Origin of the sequence: Paenibacillus sp. FSL H7-0703, from assembly GCF_038003485.1 — a bacterium.
GTDB lineage: Bacteria > Bacillota > Bacilli > Paenibacillales > Paenibacillaceae > Paenibacillus > Paenibacillus polymyxa_B.
The window spans coordinates 3,140,001-3,164,012 of the sequence record NZ_JBBOPF010000001.1 but is presented as its reverse complement, the minus strand read 5'-3'; the positions used below and the strand labels follow the sequence as shown (position 1 = coordinate 3,164,012).

At 49.8% G+C, this 24,012-nt stretch carries 2 protein-coding genes (1 of these 2 cut by a window edge); one reads left to right on the top strand and one right to left on the bottom strand.

Annotated features, from left to right (window positions below):
* Window positions 1–55 precede the first annotated feature (55 nt).
* The gene (locus tag MHB46_RS13855; RefSeq protein WP_341162612.1) at window positions 56–23,782 is read left to right on the top strand and encodes a non-ribosomal peptide synthase/polyketide synthase; all 23,727 of its coding nucleotides are present in this window, start codon (window positions 56–58) and stop codon (window positions 23,780–23,782) included.
* 110 nt (window positions 23,783–23,892) lie between these two features.
* Here MHB46_RS13855 and MHB46_RS13850 read toward each other — a convergent pair whose 3' ends face one another.
* Window positions 23,893–24,012, bottom strand: the end of a protein-coding gene (locus tag MHB46_RS13850) for an alpha/beta hydrolase (protein ID WP_341162611.1). Its footprint extends 915 nt past the window's final position; 120 of the gene's 1,035 nt are visible here — the last part of the coding sequence; its start codon lies beyond the right edge, outside the window; its stop codon occupies window positions 23,893–23,895.

The following is a 24,012-nucleotide window of genomic DNA, read 5'->3' as shown; positions in this document are numbered from 1 at the left end:
CTGACTGCCAGGTGCAGCGGGAGGATATTCACATCATGGAATAGGAGTGAATGAGATGAATGACATGCAGTTATATGATTTAACAAATGCGCAGAAGCGTATATGGTATACCGAATTACTCTACCCAGATACGTCAGTGTCACAGCTTTCCGGTACAGCTAAGATGAAGGGGCATATCAATATTGCTGCCTTTATGCAGTCCATTAATTTGATTATCAAACAGTATGATGCGTTCCGCATCCGTATTACCTCAGTGGATGGAGTGCCTCAGCAGTACGTCGTTCCTTATGAAGAGAGACAGTTGGAGTGCCTGGATCTTAGTCACTATGAAAGTGTATCTGAGGTGGAAGCCTTACTTGAGCAACACAAAAGAAAACCCTTGCCCCTGCTGGATTCTGAGCTCTTCCAGTTTTTAATTGTGAAGATTAGCGAGGAAGAGTATTGGATTAATATCAAGATGCACCATATTATTTCTGACGGGATCTCAATGGTGGTCTATGGCAATCAGCTGACAGCATTTTACATGGAGTTAATTCAAGGAAATGAACCGGAGCTGGGCGACGATTGCTCGTATATTCAATATATTGCAGATGAGAATGCATACGAACTTTCTGACAGATACCAAAAGGATAAGGCTTACTGGCTAGATAAATTTTCCGATTTGCCTGAGCTTACGGGTTGGAAGTCATATAATCCGTTATCTTTAAGCACCCACGCCGTTCGGGAGCATTTTACCGTACCAGAAGTGCTATATCACGAGCTGCAAGCATTTTGCCAACAGAATAGGATTTCTTTGTTCCAGTTCTTCATGGGTGCGATGTATATCTACATACACAAAATGACGAATCAGCCGGATGTGGTGATTGGCACTTCGTTCGCTAACCGGGGGAACAAAAAAGAGAAGCAAAAGATAGGTATGTTCGTCAGCACCGCTGCTGCCAGAACATACGTCAAAAAGGATATAGATGTGTTGAGCTTCCTGCAGGATGTAGCCAGAGATCAGATGTCAGTCCTGCGGCATCAGAAATATCCATACAATCAGTTAATTCAGGATCTTAGAGAAATGCATGGGAACAAGGATATTCAGCGGCTTTTTGGCGTTTCAATGGAATATCGTCTTATCAATTGGGTTGATTTGGATGATGTGCGTATTTTGACAGATTATGATTTCTGCGGGGACGAAGTGAACGATTTCGTGCTTCATATCGTGGAGATCCTGGATGAAGGCGAACTGGTACTGGATGTCGATTATCGGACAGAGCTGTTTGAACGCAGTGAAGTTAAGGACATGGTTTCCCAGTTGCTTACGATCGCCGAGCAGATCATTCATTCACCTCAGCTTTCTATCGCAGAGGTAAGCTTATTAGGTGAACCAGAAGAGCAATCCATTTTGGCTCTTTCGGAAGGCGCCGCAGTCGATTATCCACGAGAGAAGACCATTCATGGCTTATTCGAGGAACAAGCCGAGCGCACGCCAGATCACGTAGCCGTTCAGATGGACGAGCAGAGCATTACATACCAAGCTCTAAACGAGCAGGCTAACCAGCTTGCGAGATATTTGCGCTCCGAGGGAGTAGGGGCAGATACGCTCGTAGGGATTATGGCTGACCGTTCCTTGGAGATGGTCATCGGGATGTTGGCCATTTTGAAAGCAGGTGGTGCCTATGTACCAATTGACCCCGATTATCCCGAAGAGCGTATCCACTATATGCTGGAGGATTCAGGTGTAAGTCTGTTGCTCACCCAAAGTCATCTATGGGAGAGCACCACTTTTGACGGAAAGCTTGTGAGTCTGGACGAAGCTGCAACGTATACAGGAGATGCTTCCAATCTGGAGAGTATTTCGGGACCAAGCCATCTGGCCTATGTTATCTACACGTCGGGTACGACTGGCAAGCCGAAGGGCACGCTGATTGAACACAAAAATGTAGTTCGACTGCTCTTTAACGATAAAAATTTATTTGACTTCAACTCTCAGGATACGTGGACGCTGTTCCATTCGTTCTGCTTCGATTTCTCCGTTTGGGAGATGTACGGAGCGCTTCTTTACGGAGGGAAATTGGTGATTGTTCCATCTCTCACAGCCAAGAGCCCAGCAGCTTTCCTGGAGTTGTTGAAAGACAACCAAGTCACCATCTTAAATCAGACGCCGACGTATTTTTATCAGGTGCTACAGGAAGAGTTAATGCACTCTTCGACAGAGCTTGGCCTTAGAAAAATCATTTTTGGTGGAGAGGCTTTAAGTCCATCTCTTCTGAGGAACTGGCGGGTCAAGTATCCTGATGTGCAGCTGATTAATATGTACGGAATTACGGAAACAACAGTTCATGTCACCTATAAGGAAATCACGGAACATGAGATTGAAGCGGGGAAAAGCAATATTGGCAGAACGATCCCCACACTTAGCGCTTACATTCTCGATGAGCAAAGACGCCTGCAGCCTGTTGGGGTTCCAGGAGAGCTATACATTGCGGGAGACGGTCTTGCCCGTGGGTATTTGAATCGGCCGGATTTGACGTCTGAGAAATTCGTTGAGCATCCGTATCGGGTGGGAGAGCGGCTGTACCGAACTGGGGATCTTGCTCGTTGGTTGCCTGATGGCAATATTGAATATTTGGGGCGGATCGACCATCAGGTCAAAATTCGCGGCTACCGAATTGAGCTTGGCGAGGTAGAAGCCCAAATTCTCAAGGCTCCAAGCGTACGAGAAACGATTGTTCTCGCACGGGAAGACGAACAGGGCCAAAAATTGCTGTGCGCCTACTATGTAGCCTCCAGTGATCTTTCGCCGGGGGAATTGCGGGCTCAGCTGGCGGCGGAACTCCCCGCTTACATGATTCCTTCTTATTTTGTCCGGCTGGAGCAAATGCCGCTTACACCAAATGGCAAACTGGATCGCCGTGCGTTGCCGGCTCCTGAAAGCAGCGTACAATCCGGTGAGGCTTATTTGGCTCCGAGAACTGCTGTGGAAGCTCAGATGGTACTCATCTGGCAAGATATCTTGGGCGTTGCTCGTGTCGGTGTCAGAGATAATTTCTTTGAAATTGGTGGTCACTCTTTGCGGGCAACAGTGCTCGTTTCACGGATTCACAAAGAATTGGGATGTAGCATTTCGCTGCGTGAGGTGTTTCAGTCACCTACGGTCGAATCCTTGGCGCAACTTGTGAAAAAACACATTCCGACCATGTACGAATCCATCCCACAGGCAACGGAAAGCGAGGCTTACCCAGTGTCCTCAGCGCAAAAGCGGTTATACGTGCTGAGACAGATGGACGGGGGAGAGCTCAGCTACAATATGCCAGGGGTCTTCACAGTGGATGGACCGTTGGATCGCACGCGGCTGGAGTCTGCGTTCCAGGCACTGATCCAGCGTCATGAATCCCTGAGAACTGGCTTTTATATGCAGGATGGAGAGCTTGTTCAGCGTGTGCATAGGAATGTGCCGTTTGCGTTGAACTACACAGAGGCTTTGGTGGAGGAGACGGATACGCTCATTCACAACTTTATTCGTGCCTTTGATCTGAGCCAGGCTCCATTACTGCGTGTTAGCTTGGTGAAGCTCCAGGAGGAGCGTCATCTGTTGCTGTTTGATATGCATCACATCATTTCAGATGGGGTTTCTATTCAAATATTGATAGAGGAACTTACTCATTTGTATCAAGGAGAACAGCTCCCAGAGCTGCACATCCAGTACAAGGATTATGCCGTATGGCAACGGGAACAGTCAGAGAACCAATGGCAAGATCTTGAGGAATATTGGTTGCAATCCTTTGAAGGAGAGTTGCCGGTATTGGATTTGCCTACAGACTTCCAACGACCTTCAGTTCGGAGCTTCGAGGGTAGCCGAATTGATTTTACATTGGATGAGTCTGGCAATAAGGCGATACAAGAGCTTGCATCCCGTACAGGTACTACACTGTATATGGTATTGCTGGCCGCCTATTCGGTACTACTGCACAAATATACAGGACAGGAGGACATCGTCGTAGGTTCTCCAGTAGCCGGAAGACCGCAGGCTGAGCTTGAGGGCATCATCGGGATGTTTGTCAACACACTGGCCTTGCGCAGCTACCCGGCAGGAGATAAAACCTTTCAGGATTATCTTCTGGAAATCAAGGAAACGGCGCTCAAGGCGTTTGAGCATCAGGATTACCCTTTTGAAAAATTGGTCGAAAAGCTGGGCGTAGGACGTGATGTCAGCCGCAATCCGCTCTTTGACACCTTATTGGTATTACAAAATACCGAGCAGGAAGAGCAGGAAATGGACGGAGTGCACTTTACTCCTTACTTGATGGACACCGTCACAGCCAAATTTGACCTGTCCCTCAATGTAGAGGAGAAGGGGTCAAAATTAGCCTTTGGCCTCGAGTATAGTACGGCTTTATATCGGCGTGAAACCGTAGAGCGACTTGCAACGCACTTGCTCCGGGTTCTGCATGCAGTCGCGGCCAATCCTCAGTTGCAACTGGCCGAGATAGAAATGATCACACCGGAGGAGAAAGTACAGATCGTTGAAGTATTTAACGCGACATCGGCTCCTTATCCAAGGGACAAGACCATTCATGAGCTGTTCGTAGAACAAGTCAATCGTACACCAGAGCAGACGGCGCTTGTATTCGGCGATGTCCAGCTAACGTACCTTGAATTGCAAGACAAGGCGAGCCGACTGGCCCAAACACTGCGTCGTTTGGGAACGTTGAGGGAGCAGCCTGTGGCCGTGATGGGCGGACGAAGCATTGAGATGGTCATTGGTATGCTCGCGGTGCTTCAAGCGGGTGGAGCCTATGTGCCGATTGATCCTGATTACCCGGAAGATCGGGTTCGTTATATGCTTAATGATTCCGACGCCAAGCTATTATTGGTGCAAAAGGGCGAGCTTATAAGTGTAGACTACGGTATACCGATTGTCGATCTTAGCAGTGAAGAGGCCTATGCAGCTGAACCTGCCCAGCCGGAGACTGCTCAGGGATCGCAGGGGCTTGCTTATGTCATCTATACATCGGGTACGACGGGTAGACCGAAGGGCGTTATGGTTGAACACCGGAACGTGGTCCGTCTAGTCAAAGAGACCAACTATGTGGAGCTGAATGAATCCACACGAATTTTGCAGACAGGAGCCGTGGCCTTTGATGCTTCTACATTCGAAATATGGGGAGCGTTACTTAACGGTGGGCAGCTCTATTTCGTGGAGAACGACGATATCCTGATTGCCGATAGGCTAAAAGCGTCCATTACCAAGTACGGGATTACAACAATGTGGCTTACTTCACCGCTTTTCAATCAGCTTTCCCTGCAGGATGAGTACCTGTTCAGAGGGCTAAAAACATTGCTGGTCGGCGGAGACGTACTGTCCATATCTCATATGAATCGTGTAATCGAGGCTAATCCTGATCTTGTCCCTATCAATGGCTATGGTCCGACAGAGAATACGACCTTCTCCACCACCTACAAGATTCTGGGTCGTGCCGAAGGGGTCGTGCCGATTGGTCGCCCAATTAGTAATTCTACCGCTTATGTGGTCAACGGATCACTGCAATTACAGCCTATTGGTGCTTGGGGTGAACTCATTGTCGGCGGTGAAGGTGTAGCGCGCGGATATCTCAATCGTCCTGATCTCACAGCAGAGAAATTTGTTCCTAGTCCTGTGAAGGACGGAGAACCCTGCTACAGAACTGGGGATTTGGTACGCTGGCTTCCAGATGGGAATTTGGAGTTTAAAGGAAGAATTGATGAGCAGGTCAAAATACGTGGTTACCGCATCGAACTCCCTGAAATCGAGGCCCAACTGGCCAAGGTGGAGTCAGTAATCGACGCCGTAGTGGTCGTTCGCGCGGATGAGCTGGGCGAGAAGCAGCTTTGCGCTTATTATGTGGCGGATCGTACGCTCACGGCAGGCGAAGTACGTCTTTCCCTATCGCAGGTACTTCCAGGCTATATGATTCCATCCTACTTTATCCAGATGGATCGTATGCCATTAACGTCAAACGGAAAAGTGGACCGCAGGTCTCTGCCGGCTCCTCAAGTAGGCGCGCATACAGGACGGAAGTATACAGCTCCTCGTACACCGGCTGAAGAAGCTTTGGCATCTGTCTGGCAAGGGGTGCTGGGTGCCGAACAGGTGGGTATCCATGACAATTTCTTTGAATTGGGCGGAGACTCCATAAAAGCTATTCAGGTGTCGTCACGGTTACTGCAGGCCGGCTATCGGTTAGAGATGAAGCAGCTGTTCAAATCGCCAACCATTGCCGAGCTAGGCGCGGAAATACAAACGGCTGTGCATATGGCTGAACAGGGAGTTGTGCGTGGAACGACTCGCTTGACTCCAGTCCAACAGTGGTTCTTTGGACGGAAGCAGGCAGAGCCTCATCACTTCAATCAAGCGGTTATGTTGTATCGTGAACAGGGATTTGAGGAAAAGGCCTTGCATCAGGTGCTAAGAAAACTCGCTGAGCATCATGACGCCCTTCGCATGGTTTTCCGTCAGACAGAGCATGGCTACGAAGCTTGGAATCGTGATCTTGAAGAAGGAGAGTTGTATAGCCTATTCACCGCTGATTTACGGAATGAATCCGATCCGACTGTAGCCATTACATCGCTGTCGGATGACATTCAGTGCAGTATCAATCTGGCAGAAGGTCCGCTGCTGAAGTTAGGACTTTTCCATTGTCAGGATGGAGACCACCTTCTGATCGTGATCCACCATTTGGTGGTGGACGGAGTATCCTGGCGGATTTTGTTCGAGGATATTGCAGCAGGTTATGAGCAGGTGATTCAAGGACAAGCGCTGACATTCCCGCAGAAGACGGATTCCTTCCGTGATTGGGGAGACGCCCTTGCTCGTTATTCGGAAGGTCCAGAAATGGAGACTCATCGGGCGTATTGGAGAGAGCTGGAGGATCAGCCACTCGAACAGTTGCCGAAGGATGAGGCTGTGGAAAGCCTTCTTGTACAGGATAGCAAAGTAGTAACAGCACAATGGACTCTAGAAGAAACCGACCAATTATTGAGAAAAGCCCATCGTGCTTATCAAACAGAGACGAATGATCTGCTATTGACTGCTCTGGGCATGGCGGTATCCAAATGGTCTGGCATCGGAAAGGTTGCTGTGAATCTGGAAGGACACGGTCGTGAGCCGATTATACCGAATATCGACATCACCCGTACCGTAGGCTGGTTTACAAGTCAATATCCGGTGATTTTAGACTTGGGGAATAACCCGGAAGTGGCCTCCTTGATCAAGTCTGTGAAAGAAGGGCTGCGCCGAATTCCGAACAAAGGTATTGGCTACGGGTTGCTCAAAACGATGGCAAGTCAGTTGGATGAAGGCAGCTTCAGCTTGCAGCCTGAGATTTCTTTTAACTATCTGGGGCAATTTGATCAGGATTTGCAAGGAAGCTCGTTGCAGATTTCTCCTTATCCGACCGGAAGCGCCCAAAGCTTGTTGGAGGAACCGGCCTATACGCTAGATATCAATGGCATGGTGACGGACGGAGCCCTGACTCTGACGATTACTTATAACGGAAAACAGTATAAGTCATCTACGATGGAACAGCTCGCTGGATATATTGAAGAAAGCCTGCGGGAACTTCTCCAGCATTGCGTAACCCAAGAAAAAACCGTATTGACACCAAGCGACGTGCTAGCGAAGGGTCTGAGCATTGCCGATCTGGAGGAGCTTTCTAAGCAGACGAGTCACATTGGCGATATTGAGAATGTATATAGTCTGACGCCAATGCAGAAGGGCATGCTGTTCCATGATATGTTTGAGCCGCATACAGGTGCTTATTTTGAGCAGGCCGCTTTTGATTTTAAGGGTAGCTTTGATCCGATCGCCTTCGGGCACAGTCTGGATGCAGTAGTGGAGCGTCATGCTATCCTGCGCACGAACTTTTACAGCGGATGGGGCAGCGAGCCTTTGCAGGTTGTATTTCGACACAGAGGCGCTAAATTGGTGTACGAAGACCTGCGTGAGATGAATGCATCGCAGCGCGAAGCTTACCTGAAGACATTTGGTGCTAAGGACAAAGCACAGGGCTTCAACCTAGCTGAAGACGAGCTTCTCCGTGTATCCATTTTACAAACAGATGAAGAGAGCTTCCGCCTCTTATGGAGCTTTCACCACATCGTCATGGATGGGTGGTGTGTTCCGTTAATTACGCAGGAGGTATTTGAACACTATTTTGCCCTCCTGGAAGGAAGAGAGCCGCAGCTGGCAGAGGTCCATCCGTACAGTCGATATATCGAATGGCTGGAACAGCAGGATGAAGCAGTTGCGTCCAACTATTGGAGCCGATATCTGGCCGGTTACGAGCAGCAGACGCTTTTACCTCAAGTCGGTGGAGCAAGTAAGGGAGAAGGCTATATAGCAGAAAAGCTGAATTATCCTCTCAGCAGGGAATTGACTGAGCGCCTTGAAAAGGTGGCCAGGGATGCTCATGTCACGATGAATATATTGCTGCAGTCCCTCTGGGGCATTGCGCTTCAACGCTATAACGGTAGCCGAGATGTCGTGTACGGAAGTGTAGTATCAGGCAGACCAGCAGAAATTCCGGGCATTGATCGGATGATCGGTTTGTTCATCAATACGATTCCCGTTCGTGTGAAGACAGAGGAGAATCTCCCCTTCACCGTTCTGATGAAGCAGCAGCAGGAACAATATATGGCTTCTCATATGTATGACACCTACCCGTTGTTTGAGATTCAGGCTCAGACGGATCAGAAGCAGGATCTAATCTCCCACATTATGGTGTTTGAGAACTATCCTGTGGAGGAGGAGGTAGAGCGTCTGGGTGGTGGCGAGGCTGCCTTTGAGATTGAGGAAGCGGAGCTTCTTGAGCAAACGAATTATGATTTTAATTTAATTGTCCTCCCTGGCGAAGAAATGAGATTGCTGTTCCAGTACAATGCACTTGTTTATGACCCAGTGACAATTGAGCAAATCAAGGGCCATCTGGTTTACCTCATGGAACAAATTGTAGAGAACCCTGCCATTTCCGTGGATGCACTAGAATTAGTCACGCCGCAGGAGAGAGAACAGATTCTGAACGTATGGGGAAATACAAAAGGCATTTACGAGCACTGTAACACGTTCCACGGGCTGTTGGAGGAACAGGCGGGACGAACGCCGGATGCGACTGCCCTTTGGTTCGAGGACGAGAGTCTGACCTATGCCGAGCTCAATGCAAAAGCCAATGGACTGGCGAGAAGGCTCCGTACTCAGGGAATCAAGACGGGAGATCTGGTGGGACTGATTGCTGAACGGTCGCTCGAAATGATCGTTGGGATCTACGGCATTATGAAAGCCGGGGGTGCCTATGTTCCAATCGATCCAGAGTATCCGAAAGAACGAATCAGTTACATGCTTGAAGATTCCGGGGCGAAGCTGATCCTTACACAGGCCCATCTCTTGGAGCATCTCGGATGGACGGAAAATGTTTTGCTGCTGGATGAATCATCGACCTATGATGCCGACACCTCGAATTTGGAGGCTACTGCTGGCCCGGATGATCTGGCTTACGTGATCTACACTTCAGGTACGACGGGTCAGCCTAAGGGCGTATTAGTCGAGCATCGGGGACTACCGAATCTTTCGGACGTATACGGGACACACTTCGAAGTTACACCGCAGGATCGGATCGTTCAGTTTGCAAGTCTGTCGTTTGATGCATCGGTTTCGGAAATTTTAACGGCGCTGAGCCACGGGGCTGTTCTGTGCATCCCTTCTACACAAGATATTTTAGATCATGCCCTGTTCGAGCAGTTCATGAACGATAAGGGGATTACGGTAGCGACTTTGCCACCCGCTTACGCTATCCACCTTGATCCAGAGCGTTTGCCAACACTGCGGTGCCTGCTAACCGCTGGATCGGCCGCATCCGTCGAGTTGATCGAAGAGTGGAGGAAGCATGTACGTTACTCTAATGGCTATGGCCCAACAGAGGACTCCGTATGCACCACAATCTGGTCTGTCCCGGACAGTGAGGAAGCAACGGATATTGTATCTATTGGGCGACCTATTGCTAACCACAGTGTGTACATCTTGGATGACCATTTTAGATTGCAACCTGTCGGTGTAGCTGGAGAGCTATGCATTTCGAGTATCGGGTTAGCACGGGGGTATCATAATCGGCCTGAGTTAATGGATGAGAAGTTCGTGGACAATCCGTTTGCTCCAGGAGAGCGCATGTATCGGACGGGTGACCTGGTTCGCTGGTTACCGAATGGAATCATCGAGTACTTAGGTCGAATAGATCACCAAGTCAAAATCCGCGGTTACCGTATCGAGCTGGGCGAGGTAGAAGCACAAATGCTCAGAGTGCCGTCCGTTCAGGAAGTCGTAGCCATGGCTGTAGAGGGCGATGACGGCTACAAAGATCTAGTCGCTTACTTCGTAGCCGCTCAGAAACTTGAGGTGTCCGAACTTCGGACTGTTCTGTCGGAGATGTTACCTGGATATATGATTCCTTCCCGCTTCATACAACTGGAGGTCATGCCTTTGACGTCGAACGGAAAAATCGACCGAAAAGCGCTGCAGGGCGAGCGTGGATGGGCAGTGGCTTCATCTGAGGCTCCAAGGACACCTGTGGAAATTCAATTAGCTGAAATCTGGCAAGAGGTGCTGGGTGTAGAGAGCGCGGGAGTGAAGGATAATTTCTTCCATTTTGGAGGTCATTCACTGCGTGCAGCCCTGCTAGTCTCACGAATTCGCAAGGAAATGAATCGCGAGATTAGTCTGAGAGCAGTGTTCGAGTCTCCTACTATTGAAGGATTGGCTCGTGCCATTGAGGGCTATACACCGCTGAATTTCGAAGAAATTCCTACAGCGGGAGCGAGAGAGCATTATCCATTGTCCTCGGCTCAAAAACGACTGTTTATTCTAAGTCAGCTGGAAGGTGGAGAGCTGAGCTACAATATGCCGGGTATCCTTACCGTTGAGGGAGCTTTGGATCGGGAACGGCTAGAGCAGGCATTCCGTCGTCTAATTCATCGTCATGGTTCGCTGCGAACTCGTTTTGTGACTGTGAACGGTGAACCTGTACAGCAGCTCCTGACGAATGTTCCGTTTACTGTGGAATATGCGGAGTTGAGCGAGGAAGAGGCAGGAGCTACCCTTCAGCAGTTTGTCCGCCCTTTCGATCTAGGTGTAGCTCCATTGCTGCGGGTTGGCCTTATTCGAATTGCACATGAGCGCCATTTACTATTGTTTGACATGCATCATATTGTCTCAGATGGGGTTTCTATGAATATTCTCATAGAAGAGTTTCTCCGCTTCTACCAAGAGGAGGACGTATTTCCTGAGCTACAGATCCAGTACACAGACTATGCTGTATGGCAGCAAGAGCAGCTCGAAAGCGAGCGTCTTAAGGCCCAGGAAGCTTACTGGCTGGATGCTTTCCGTGGAAGCTTGCCAGTGCTGGATTTGCCAGGAGATGAAGTTCGTCCTGCGGTGCGAAGCTTTGCGGGCGATCGAATCGACTTCCAAATTGATTCTTCTCTGAGTGCTTCACTTCAGGAGCTGGCTACCCGAACGGGTTCCACTCTGTTCATGGTACTGCTGGCAGCCTATACAGCGCTCTTGCACAAGTACACAGGTCAGGAAGATGTCATCGTCGGTTCACCTGTGGCAGGAAGATCCCATGCGACACTCGAAGGCCTCATCGGTATGTTCGTCGGCACAGTGGCACTTCGTACTTATCCAGAAGGAGAGAAGCCTTTCGAGGCTTATCTGCAGGAAGTGAAGGAAACAGCGCTGCGGGCCTATGAAAACCAGAATTACCCGTTCGAGGAGCTGGTAGAAAAGCTGGAGCTTCAGCGTGATTTGAGCCGTAACCCGCTATTTGATACTATGTTTGTCCTGCAAAATATCGAGCAGGGAGAACAAGAAATAGAAGGATTGCGCTTCACTCCTTACGATAATGTACATCCGGCTGCCAAGTTCGATCTTACGCTGACCGTGAGTGAAGCAGACGGGGTATTGAACTGCACGCTTGAGTATGCGACTGCGATCTACAAGCAAGAGACTGCTGAGCGGATGGCAGGCCACTTTGTACAGCTTATTCGGGAAGCCATCGCCAATCCGGCACTGCCGTTGTCATCCCTTGATATCGTGACACCTCAGGAAAAATCAAGGCTGATGAAAGCGCCGGACGAAGCCAAGGCAGATTATCCTCGTGACAAGACGATCCATGCGCTGTTCGAGGAGCAGGCCGCACATACTCCGAATGCAGTGGCAGTCGTATGTGAAGATGCGACCCTGTCCTACAGCGAGCTGAACGAGCGGGCCAATGGACTTGCCCGAACGCTGAGGGAACGTGGTTTGCAACCAGACGGTTTGGCTGGAATTATGGCGGATCGTTCCCTTGAAATGGTGGTCGGAATTTTAGCCATCTTGAAGGCAGGCGGGGCCTATGTCCCTGTAGACCCTGAATATCCAGAGGACCGCATTCGCTTTATGCTTGAGGATTCGGGAGCCAAGCTACTGCTGACACAAGCGCATCTGGAGCAACGTGTCTCCTTCGCCGGGGATATCGTAAGTCTGGACAAAACGGCTTCCTACAAGGAGGATGTCTCAAACCTGCAGCCTGCAGCTGGACCGGAGCATCTTGCCTACGTCATCTACACATCGGGTACGACAGGCAAGCCAAAGGGAACACTGATTGAGCATAAAAATGTAGTTCGCTTGCTCTTTAATGATAAAAATATGTTTGATTTTGGTCCTCAGGATACGTGGACACTGTTCCATTCATTCTGTTTTGACTTCTCTGTATGGGAAATGTACGGAGCATTGCTGAACGGAGGAAGGTTGGTCATCGTTCCATCGCTTACCGCGAAGAGTCCAGATCGTTTCTTGCAATTGCTTAAGGATCAGAAGGTCACCGTTTTGAACCAGACACCGACGTACTTCTATCAGTTGCTACAGGAAGAGCTTGGTCATCAGGCGGCAGAACTGAGCCTCCGTATGATTATCTTCGGTGGAGAGGCATTAGCCCCGGCCCTGCTCAAGGACTGGAGAACGAAGTATCCGCAAGTGCAGCTCATTAACATGTACGGCATTACCGAAACGACCGTGCATGTAACCTACAAGGAAATTACAGAGTTGGAAATTGAACAGGGCCGCAGCAATATCGGCACCACGATTCCGACGCTGCGAGCGTACATTTTGGATGAACAACGCCGTCCACAGCCGATTGGCATTCCAGGTGAACTCTATGTGGCGGGCGTAGGTCTGGCGCGAGGTTATCTGAACCGACCGGAATTGACGGAAGAGAAGTTTGTCGCTCATCCGTTTGAAGCGGGCGAGCGCATGTACCGCTCGGGTGACTTGGCACGCTGGTTGCCGGATGGCAGCATGGAGTATTTGGGACGGATTGACCATCAGGTAAAAATCCGTGGTTACCGTATCGAGCTGGGCGAAGTGGAAGCGAAGCTGCTCCATGCTCCGTCTGTAAGGGAGGCCGTTGTGCTCGCCCGAGAGGATGGAAGTGGACAAAAAGTGCTTGTCGGCTATTTCACTGCCGATCAGATGCTGACGGTAGGCGAGTTGAGAAAAGCCTTGGCTGCCGAACTGCCGACTTATATGATTCCATCTTACTTTATGCAATTGGAACAGATGCCTTTGACGCCAAATGGCAAGCTGGATCGCAAAGCGCTTCCGGCTCCAGAGGCCAATGTGCAGACTGGAGCGGTTTATGAACCGCCAAGGACGAAGGCTGAGGAAGCCTTGGCTTCCGTATGGCAAGGTGTGCTGGGAGCGCAGCAGGTCGGCATCCATGATCATTTCTTTGATCTGGGTGGTGATTCCATCAAGGCGATCCAAGTGTCCTCGAGATTGTTCCAAGCCGGATATAAATTAGAGATGAAGGATCTCTTCAAATATCCGACAATTGCCGAGCTAAGCCCGTATCTTCAGGCAGCCGGACGTACAGCGGAACAGGGCGAAATTAAAGGTGCAGCAGAGTTAATGCCAATTCAGCGTTGGTTCTTTGAACGCCATACAGCGGAGCCGCACCATTATAATCATGCCGTCATGCTCTATCGGAAAGACGGCTTTGATGAAGCTGCACTCCGGTTGACAATGGACCAAATTGCGATCCATCATGATGCGCTGCGTATGGTTTTCCGGTCTACAGAAGCTGGGTATGTAGCTTGGAATCGGGGAACGGACGAAGGCGAGCTCTACACATTGGACATTGCCGATATGCGGCAGGCGGAAGACCAGACAGCTGCGGTTCAGGCCCAAGCCGATGCCATTCAGGCAAGTTTTGACTTGGAAGGTGGCCCACTGTTCAAGCTAGGCCTGTTCCATTGTGACGATGGCGATCATTTGTTGATTGTCATTCATCACCTCTTGGTTGACGGCGTATCCTGGCGCATCCTGTTTGAGGACATTGCAGCGGGGTACGAGCAGGCATTGAATGGACAAGCAATCGTCCTTCCACAAAAGACCGATTCGTATCTTGTATGGTCTGAGCAAGCGACGAAGTATGCAGCAGGGCCTGCTCTGGACAAGGAGCGTGCATACTGGCAGCTGATCGAAGAGGCGATTTTGGCCCCACTGCCGAAGGATGAGGATCAGAAGCCGGGCACCATCCGGGATACTGAATCGGTTACGGTAACGTGGTCTGCGCAGGAAACAGACCTGCTGTTGCGGCAAGCGAACCGGGCGTATCATACGGAGACGAACGACTTGCTCTTGACTGCTCTGGGGGCAGCCATTCAGCGCTGGACAGGCATGGAGCAGATTTTGGTCAATCTTGAAGGGCATGGACGGGAAATGATCGTACCAGACCTGGATATTACCCGTACCGTCGGTTGGTTCACAACCCAGTATCCAGTTCTGCTGAACCTGCAAGGCGGACAGGAAGTATCTGCGCGCATCAAGCGCATCAAGGAGAATTTGCGAGAGGTTCCGCACAAAGGAATCGGCTACGGTCTTCTGAAGTATATGGCACCGGAGAAAAGTGTCGGATTTGGCGTGGAGCCGGAAATTTCCTTCAATTATCTTGGGCAGTTTGATCAGGATCTGGAGGGTAATGCCCTTAGCCTATCCACACATTCAGTTGGTAAGGCGCTCAGCGACCTCACACCACAGCAATATGCTCTGGATGTGAATGGCATGATTACTGAAGGCCGGCTATCACTGACGATTACGTACAGCAGCAGGCAGTATCGTAACGAGACGGTGAGTCATTTTGCTGAATTATTACAGTCAAGCCTTAGTGAGGTCATCCGTCATTGTGTGGCTCAGGAGCGTTCACAGCTTACACCAAGTGATGTTCTGTTCCAAGGATTAACATTGGAGCAGCTTGATCGACTCACGGCGCAGACGGCTCACATCGGAGAGATTGAGGATGTGTACAAGCTGACGCCAATGCAGAAGGGAATGCTGTTTCACAGCCTGCTGGAGCCGGACTCCTCTTCATACTTCGAACAGGCAACGTTTGAGCTGCGTGGTAGCTTCGATGTAGATATCTTCTTCGAGAGCTTCCAGGCTTTGGTGCAACGACATGCCATACTACGTACCGGATTTTACAACAACATTGCTGATGTACCGCTACAGGTTGTCTTTAAGCAACGGTTAATCCCTCTGCACTACGTAGATTTGCGCGACGCATCTACGCAGGAACAAGAAGCCCGAATCAAGGCTTATATTGCTGAAGATATGGTTAAGGGGTTCAGCTTGTCAGAAGATCCGCTGATGCGGGTGACCGTCTTGCAGAAGGATCAAAGCTGTCTTGTATTGTGGAGCTTCCACCATATTGTCATGGATGGCTGGTGTATCCCGATCATTACACAGGAGCTGTTCGATTATTATTCTGCCAAGAAACAGCAAGCACAGCCTGTCCTACCGCCAGCTCAGCCCTATAGCCGTTATATCGAGTGGCTTGATGCGCAGGATGATCAAGAAGCTTCAACATATTGGAGCCAATATCTTGAAGATTATGACGGGAACACCGTATTACCGGAAGGTAAAACGAAATCTCAAGCAAAAGAAGCGGGCTATGTTCTAAAAGAGCATGTTCTCCATCTGGGTGCATCTTTGACAGGTAAAATGGATGTTGTCGCGAAGCGCAATCACGTGACCGTCAACACACTCATGCAGACAGCCTGGGGACTGATTCTTCAACGTTATAATGCCAGCTCGGATGTCGTTTTCGGCGGCGTTGTGTCGGGTAGACCTGCTGAGATTGCAGGGATCGAAAATATGGTGGGTCTGTTCATTAATACAGTACCTATCCGTGTACAGTCATCCAAAGACGAAGCCTTTGTCGAGGTGATGAAACGTACACAGGCACAGTCATTGGCTGGTCGTGCCTACGACACCTATCCATTGTATGAGATTCAGGGGAAAACAACCCAAAAGCAGGACCTGATTTCTCATATTATGATCTTTGAAAATTACCCGCTCGACGAGCAGGTGGAGCAATCGGGTAATCAAACGGAGGACAATCTCGAAGTCGCCAACTTCACCATGTTTGAACAAACCAACTATGACTTTAACCTGGTTGTGATTCCAGGCGAAGACATCAAGGTCTGCATTCGCTATAATGCTTCGGTTTACGAGCAAGAAAGCATTGCACGTATCGGAGGACACTTGTTGCAGATGCTCGATCAGGTGGCTGCTCGTCCGCAGGCGACGATACAGGAACTGGAGATTGTAACATCCGAGGAACGGATGAACCTGCTTGACTGGGGCGGCAAGGCCCATACCTATCCAAGTGATCAGGGTCTGCATACCTTGTTTGAAGAACAGGTTGTCCGTACGCCGGATAAGATTGCGGCTGTAAATGGGGACACTCAGATCACGTATCGGGAGCTGAACGAGCAGGCGAACAGACTAGCTTCCACCTTGATAGACCAAGGACTACGGAGTGAACAAGTGGTAGGTCTGTTGGCAGATCGGTCTGTAGAGCTGCTTGTCGCCATCATGGGTGTGCTCAAAGCGGGTGGAGCCTATGTACCTATTGATCCTGAATATCCGCAGGAGCGGATTCAGTATATTCTGAAGGATTCTGGCGCTGAAATTCTGCTCACACAGAGCCACCTGACGGAGTTGGCCTCTTTTGAGGGAACGGTTATGGAATTGGATTCCCCGCACATCTACGGAACCGAGGTGGATAATCCCAATATTCCTGTTGGAGGAAACGATCTGGTGTACTTAATCTATACCTCGGGTACAACCGGAAATCCGAAGGGAACCATGATTAACCACAAAGGGATCGTGAACTACATCTGGTGGGCCAATAAGGTCTATTGTGCTGGGAAACCAACGGATTTCCCGTTGTATTCATCCATTTCGTTTGACTTGACGATGACATCAATGTTTACTCCGTTAATAAACGGAGGAATAGTACGGATTTATGATGGTATAGATAAGGCAGAGGTCGTTCAGCATATTTTGCGCGAAAATGCGGTCGATATTCTCAAGCTGACGCCGACGCATCTCAGTCTCATAAAAGACATGACCATTCCAGCAGAAAGTCGCATTCAACAGCTCATTGTGGGTGGAGAGAATTTGACCACACATTTGTCCAAAACGATTACCGATCTCTTTGGTGGCAACATCAAAATCTACAATGAATATGGACCAACCGAAACGGTCGTCGGCTGCATGATTCACCTGTACAATCCTGCGAAGGATACGCGTGAATCTGTACCGATTGGGTTGCCAGCAGACAATATATACATCCATATTCTGGATGAACAGCTTCGTCTCGTACCGTTAGGCGTGGAGGGTGAAATGTACATCGCCGGGGACGGGGTAGCCCGTGGATATCTGAACCGTCCTGAGCTTACCGCAGATAAATTCATTAGAAATCCGTTCGCTTCGGAAGGAAATATGTATCGCACTGGGGATTTGGCTCGTCGCCTTCCTAATGGAGACATTGAGTACATTGGACGCATTGACCACCAAGTTAAAATACGGGGCTATCGTATTGAGCTTGGTGAGATTGAGGCCAAGCTGCTGGACATTCCACTTGTCGAGGAAGCTCTCGTTGTTGCGTGGGCAGATGCTCATGGGCAGAAATCGCTGTGTGCTTACTTCGTAGCTAATCGCGAAATGTCTGTCAGCGAGCTGAGAGACGAACTGTCTGCCGGACTGCCTGCATATATGATTCCGTCTTACTTCGTCCAACTGGACGTGATGCCTCTGACACCGAATGGTAAGCTGGATCGCAAGGCACTGCCTGAACCGAACTCGGGTATAAAGGCGGGAGCAGACTTTACCGCTCCGCGCACGGATGTGGAGAACATTTTGGCTTCAATCTGGCAGGGTGTACTCGGCGTGCCGCTTGTCGGCATTCATGATAATTTCTTTGAGCTTGGAGGTGACTCGATCAAATCCATTCAAGTATCCTCAAGGCTTCTCCAAGCAGGCTATAAGCTTGAAATGAAGGATTTGTTCGGTTATCCGACAATTGCAGAGCTGGCACAGCGCGTTAGTGTGGTCAGCCGAATTGCGGACCAAAGCGAGGTACACGGAGCGGTAAGACTGGGACCTGCTCAGCACAGATTCTTCGATGAACAGTCGATGGATCTGCATCACTTTAATCAGTCGGTCATGTTGTACCGACGGGATGGCTTCAATACCGATGCGCTCGCCGAGGTTGTTCGGAAAATTGCAGAGCATCATGATGCTTTACGACTGGTGTTCCGCCAAGGAGAGCAGGGATTGGAGGCCTGGAACCGGAGCATGGATGAGGGTGAGCTCTATAGCCTCCAGATCCACGACCTGCGGGATGAGACAGACCCGGCTTCAGCAATAGAAGCAGGTGCGGAAGCCATTCAGCGCAGCATCTCTCTGGAGGATGGACCTCTCTTTAGACTGGGTCTGTTCCGCTGTGCGGAAGGTGAACATCTGTTGATCGTTATTCATCATCTGGCTGTGGATGGCGTATCCTGGCGTATTCTCTTTGAGGACCTGCAGGATGGCTACGAGCAGGCAGCACGTGGAGAAGCGGTCAAGCTTCCACAGAAGACGGATTCGTACCGTGCATGGGTTGAGGGAATCACACAATTTGCGAATAGTCTGGCGGCTGAACAAGAACGCAGCTATTGGGCAGAGGTAGAGGGAGATGGCTTTGTCCCTCTTCCCAAAGACAAGGTAGACGGCGCTCTTCTCATCAAAGACAGTGAGGCTGTCACGGTGAGATGGTCACCAGAAGAGACAGAGCAGTTCCTGAAAGAAGCGAACCGCACTTACAATACGGAGGTCAACGATCTGCTCCTGACGGCTCTGGGTATGGCTGTTCACGAGTGGACGGGAATCGAACGTGTAGGCATCCTTCTGGAGGGACATGGACGGGAGCCTGTTGTGCCGGAACTGGATATTACTCGCACAATAGGCTGGTTTACAAGTCAATACCCTGTCGCCCTTGAGATGGGAGGGGAATTGGAGATCGGCGCCAGAATCAAGCACGTCAAGGAAGGCTTGCGTCGTATCCCGAACAAAGGTGTCGGATATGGTATTTTGAAATATTTAAGCGACGGTTCCGATATCTCCTCCTTCTCGGCTGAACCGGAGATTACCTTCAACTACTTGGGACAGTTCGACCAGGATCTTGCAGGAGGGATGATGGAAGTATCGCCTTACTCAGTAGGACCTGAGGTCAGTGAGCAGATGGTGCAGCATCAGGCATTGAACATTAATGGACTGATTGCCGAAGGACAGCTTCAACTTTCGGTCAGCTATAACCGTCATCAGCTCGACGGGGAGTCCGTGGCTAAGTTTGTTGGCATTCTGAAGAACCGTCTTAGCGAAGTTATTGGACATTGCGTAAGTAAGGAAAGAACAGAACTTACACCAAGCGATGTACTCCTCAAAGATATCAGCTTGGAAAAGATTGAGGAGTTAGAAGAGCAGACACGGCATATCGGCAGTATTGAAAATATGTATAAACTGACGCCGATGCAAAAAGGAATGTTGTTCCACAGCTTGCTGGAGCCTCATTCGGAAGTCTACTTTGAGCAGGCCAAATTTGAAATTCAGGGAGCATTCTATCCTGAGGATTTCAAACGCAGCGTAAAATATCTGATGAAACGGCATGCCATATTGAGAACGAATTTCCATGCCGGGTGGGGCGATTTCCCTATTCAGATTGTGTTCAAAGAAAGAGCGTGTGACTTCGTATACGAGGATCTGCACGAGCTGGAAGCCGATGAAATTCAAGCGCGTCTTGCAGCTTATACTGCTCAGGACAAAGCAAGAGGCTTTAATCTTGCTGAAGAAGCATTGCTGCGTGTTGCTATTCTACGTACAGCAGAAGAGGCTTACCATCTGCTGTGGAGCTCTCATCACATCATTTTGGATGGCTGGTGTATGCCGCTTGTGCTCCAGGAAGTGTTTGAGACGTATGGGGTTCTGCGTGAGCAAAGGGAGCCTGAGCTTCCTGCAGCTGTATCGTACAGCCAGTATATTCAATGGTTGGAGAAGCAAGGCGAGGAAGAGGCATCCTCTTACTGGAGAGGGTACCTGGAAGGCTACGAGCAGCAGACGAAGCTGCCACAAGCCATCACACAGCCATCAGCAAAAGCAGAAGCCTATGTGTCGGAGAAGCTAGTATTCACGTTGGATGCGGAATTGACCGATCGCCTGGAACAGGTGGCCAAACAGCATCAGGTGACGATGAATACATTGATGCAAGCAGCCTGGGGAATCGTGTTGCAGCGCTACAATAGAAGCCAGGATATCGTCTTCGGAAGTGTAGTATCGGGGAGACCTGCCGAGATTCCGGGTATCGAAAGTATGATCGGTCTCTTTATCAATACAGTTCCGGTTCGGGTTCAGGCCGAGGGAAGCGATTCGTTCTCCCATGTGATGAAAAGACAGCAGGAATTATATTTGGCAGGACATGCTTATGATTCCTATCCGCTCTATGAGATTCAAGCACAGAGCGAACAAAAGCAAGATTTGATTTCTCATATTATGGTGTTCGAAAATTACCCGGTAGAAGAGCATCTGGAAGAGAAAATTGCTAGTGAAGAGGCTGAATACAGAATTACGGATGTTCAGATGTTTGAACAGACGAATTATGATTTTAACCTCATTGTGCTGCCGGGCCGTAATCTGGAGTTCTTGTACCGTTACAATGCCCGCGTCTATGATCGGGAGAGCGTGGAACGCATTCAAGGACACTTGACGAGAATTCTGACAAGCGTTGCTGTTCAACCTACCATCCGTATTGATGAGCTGGAGTTGATCACGCCAGAAGAGAAATCGCAGATTATAGAGGTGTGGGGCGATACAGCAGCTCCTTATCCGCGTGAGCAGACCCTTCACGGTATATTTGAGGAAAAAGCAGCGCTCACACCGGATCGTACAGCACTTATTTACGGTGAAACGGAGCTTACCTATGGAGAACTCGATCAGCAGGCGAACCGTCTCGCACGTACGCTGCGTGCCCAAGGGGTCAGACCGGACCAACCAGTCGGCATCATGGTCGAGCGCTCGCTTGAGATGATCATTGGTATTCATGCCATTCTAAAAGCTGGCGGGGCCTATGTACCGATTGATCCGGAGTTCCCAGAAGATCGTATTCGCCACATGCTGGAGGATTCGGGAGCGAAGCTTCTGCTGACGAAGAACCATCTCCAAGATCGTTTTCCGTTCACTGGCACGATCCTGGCACTTGATGATCCGCAGGCGTATCATGCGGATAGCTCGAAACTGGAGCCAATTGCGGGGCCGGAGCATCTGGCGTATATCATTTACACGTCAGGTTCAACCGGCAAGCCGAAAGGGGTAATGATTGAGCATCGCGCTGCCGTCCATACGCTGAGTCAGTTGGAAGCTGAATATCCGATGTTGGCAGGCGACCGTTTCCTGCTCAAAACGACATTCACCTTTGACTTCTCCGTGCCGGAGCTGTTCTGCTGGTTCTTTGGACAAGGGACTCTCGTGATCCTGCCACAAGGCGTGGACAAAGACCCGATGGCACTGCTAGAGGCCGTGGATACGAACCGTATCACGCATCTCAATTTGGTGCCGTCGATGCTCAGTGTGCTCGTTCAATACTTGAAAGAAAGCGGCAACCAAGGATTCCTTACTCTGAAATACCTGTTTGCCTGCGGCGAGACGCTGCCTGCCAAACTTGTTGAAGAGTATTATAAAGTATCTCCTTACGCAGTACTGGAAAACATCTACGGTCCTACGGAAGCAGCCGTATATGCGACTCGGTATACAACGAGCCTTGAGACTGCGGCTCTAACGCATGTGCCGATCGGCAAACCGTACGCTAACGTCCAAGTATGGATGATGGACAGCGCTTCTCAGGTATCACCTGTGGGGGTACCGGGAGAACTCTGCATTGCGGGCGAAGGGGTAGCGCGGGGGTATTTCAACCAGCCAGACCTGACGGCAGAGAAGTTCATTCCTCACCCGTACAAACCGGGAGCACGAATTTACCGAACGGGCGATTTGGCTCGATGGCTACCAGACGGGAATATTGAGTATTTGGGGCGGATCGATCACCAGGTAAAAATCCGCGGTTACCGCATTGAGCTGGGAGAAGTGGAAGCACAAATTCTGAAGGTTCCATTGGTGCAGGAAGCGGTTGTTCTAGCACTGGCTGACTCCACCGGAAGTACTCAACTTTGTGCATACTTTGTGGCCGAAGAGGGGCTTGCAGCGGGCGTACTACGCGAGGCACTGGCCAGCGAACTGCCAAGCTACATGATTCCGACTGCTTTCGTACAGTTGGCACAAATGCCACTGAATCCAAATGGCAAATTGGATCGCAAAGCGCTACCGGCACCGGAAACACTTCTGCGGAGCACAGCGGAGTATATCGCGCCGCGTACGCAGACAGAAGTAGAGCTCGCTCAGATTTGGTCCGAGGTGCTCGGCGTACAGGAAATCGGGATCAGAGATCATTTCTTCGAACTTGGGGGCCATTCCCTGAAAGTATTGGGCTTGATCCAAAGGATTTCGTCCGGTATGGGCGTCCAGCTACCACTCCAAGTCGTGTTTAATCTGCCGACTGTGGAAGAAATGGCGCATGAAATATCCAAGTTGCAGGCAACAACTGCTGCTAATGAAGAGGAAATGGAAATTATCCGCTTCCCAGGGAAAGGAACACTCAAAGTGTTTTGCTTCCCTCCACGGGTAGGCCACTCTCTGGGGTACTATGAGATGGCCAAGGAGCTGGAAGGGCTTTGCGAGGTGTACGGGATGGAATTTATCGGCGATCGGTACCAGGGTCAAGATATGCTGGATCGATACATTGATGCCATTGTGGATATTCAAGCAGAGGGCCCATATGTATTCCTGGGATACTCACTTGGAGGAAATCTCGCCTTCGAGGTAGCTAAAGCCATGGAAAGCCGAGGTCACCATGTTAGCGACCTTATTATGGTAGATGCTATGAGAAAGATGTCCAAGGATGAATCGACACCGGAGGAGCTTGAAGAGATTGTCGAGATGGTACTGGACAGCATTAGGGACCAGTACAAAGCATTCCTCGCCGATCCAGTGGACAGGGAGCGAGTCATGGACAAAATGTTGGTTTACTCCGTCTACCGCGATGAGCTTATTAACTCAGGTGAAGTTCATGCGAATATCCATGCTCTGATTGCAGAGGATGATAGTATTGGTCCAGATACATCATTAGATAAATTGTTATGGCAACAGGCGACACTTGGTCAATACAAAGAATACGAAGTCATCGGAACGCATGATGTGCTGCTTGATTCCGGTTTTATTGGGGAAAATGCTAAAGTACTGAGACAGATACTTGGCAAGGTCACAGAGGCTTCATCTAAAAACAAGCCCATTTTGTCCTAAGCTCAATCAAGCATAATAAGTGTTAGGCAGCAAAGACGCCCGAATTCCTTTATATAGAAGGAACTCGGGCGTCTTTTGTTTTTTTAAGCTGTCCTTAACATATAAAGTCCCTAATCATCTGTGTATGCTTTAGACGTGGTTGACTGAAAGTGACTGGTGTCGGTGATGAGTTCACGGATAACTTGGATGACAAGCTCCGGTTGATCATGGATGATCATATGCTCGCTCTT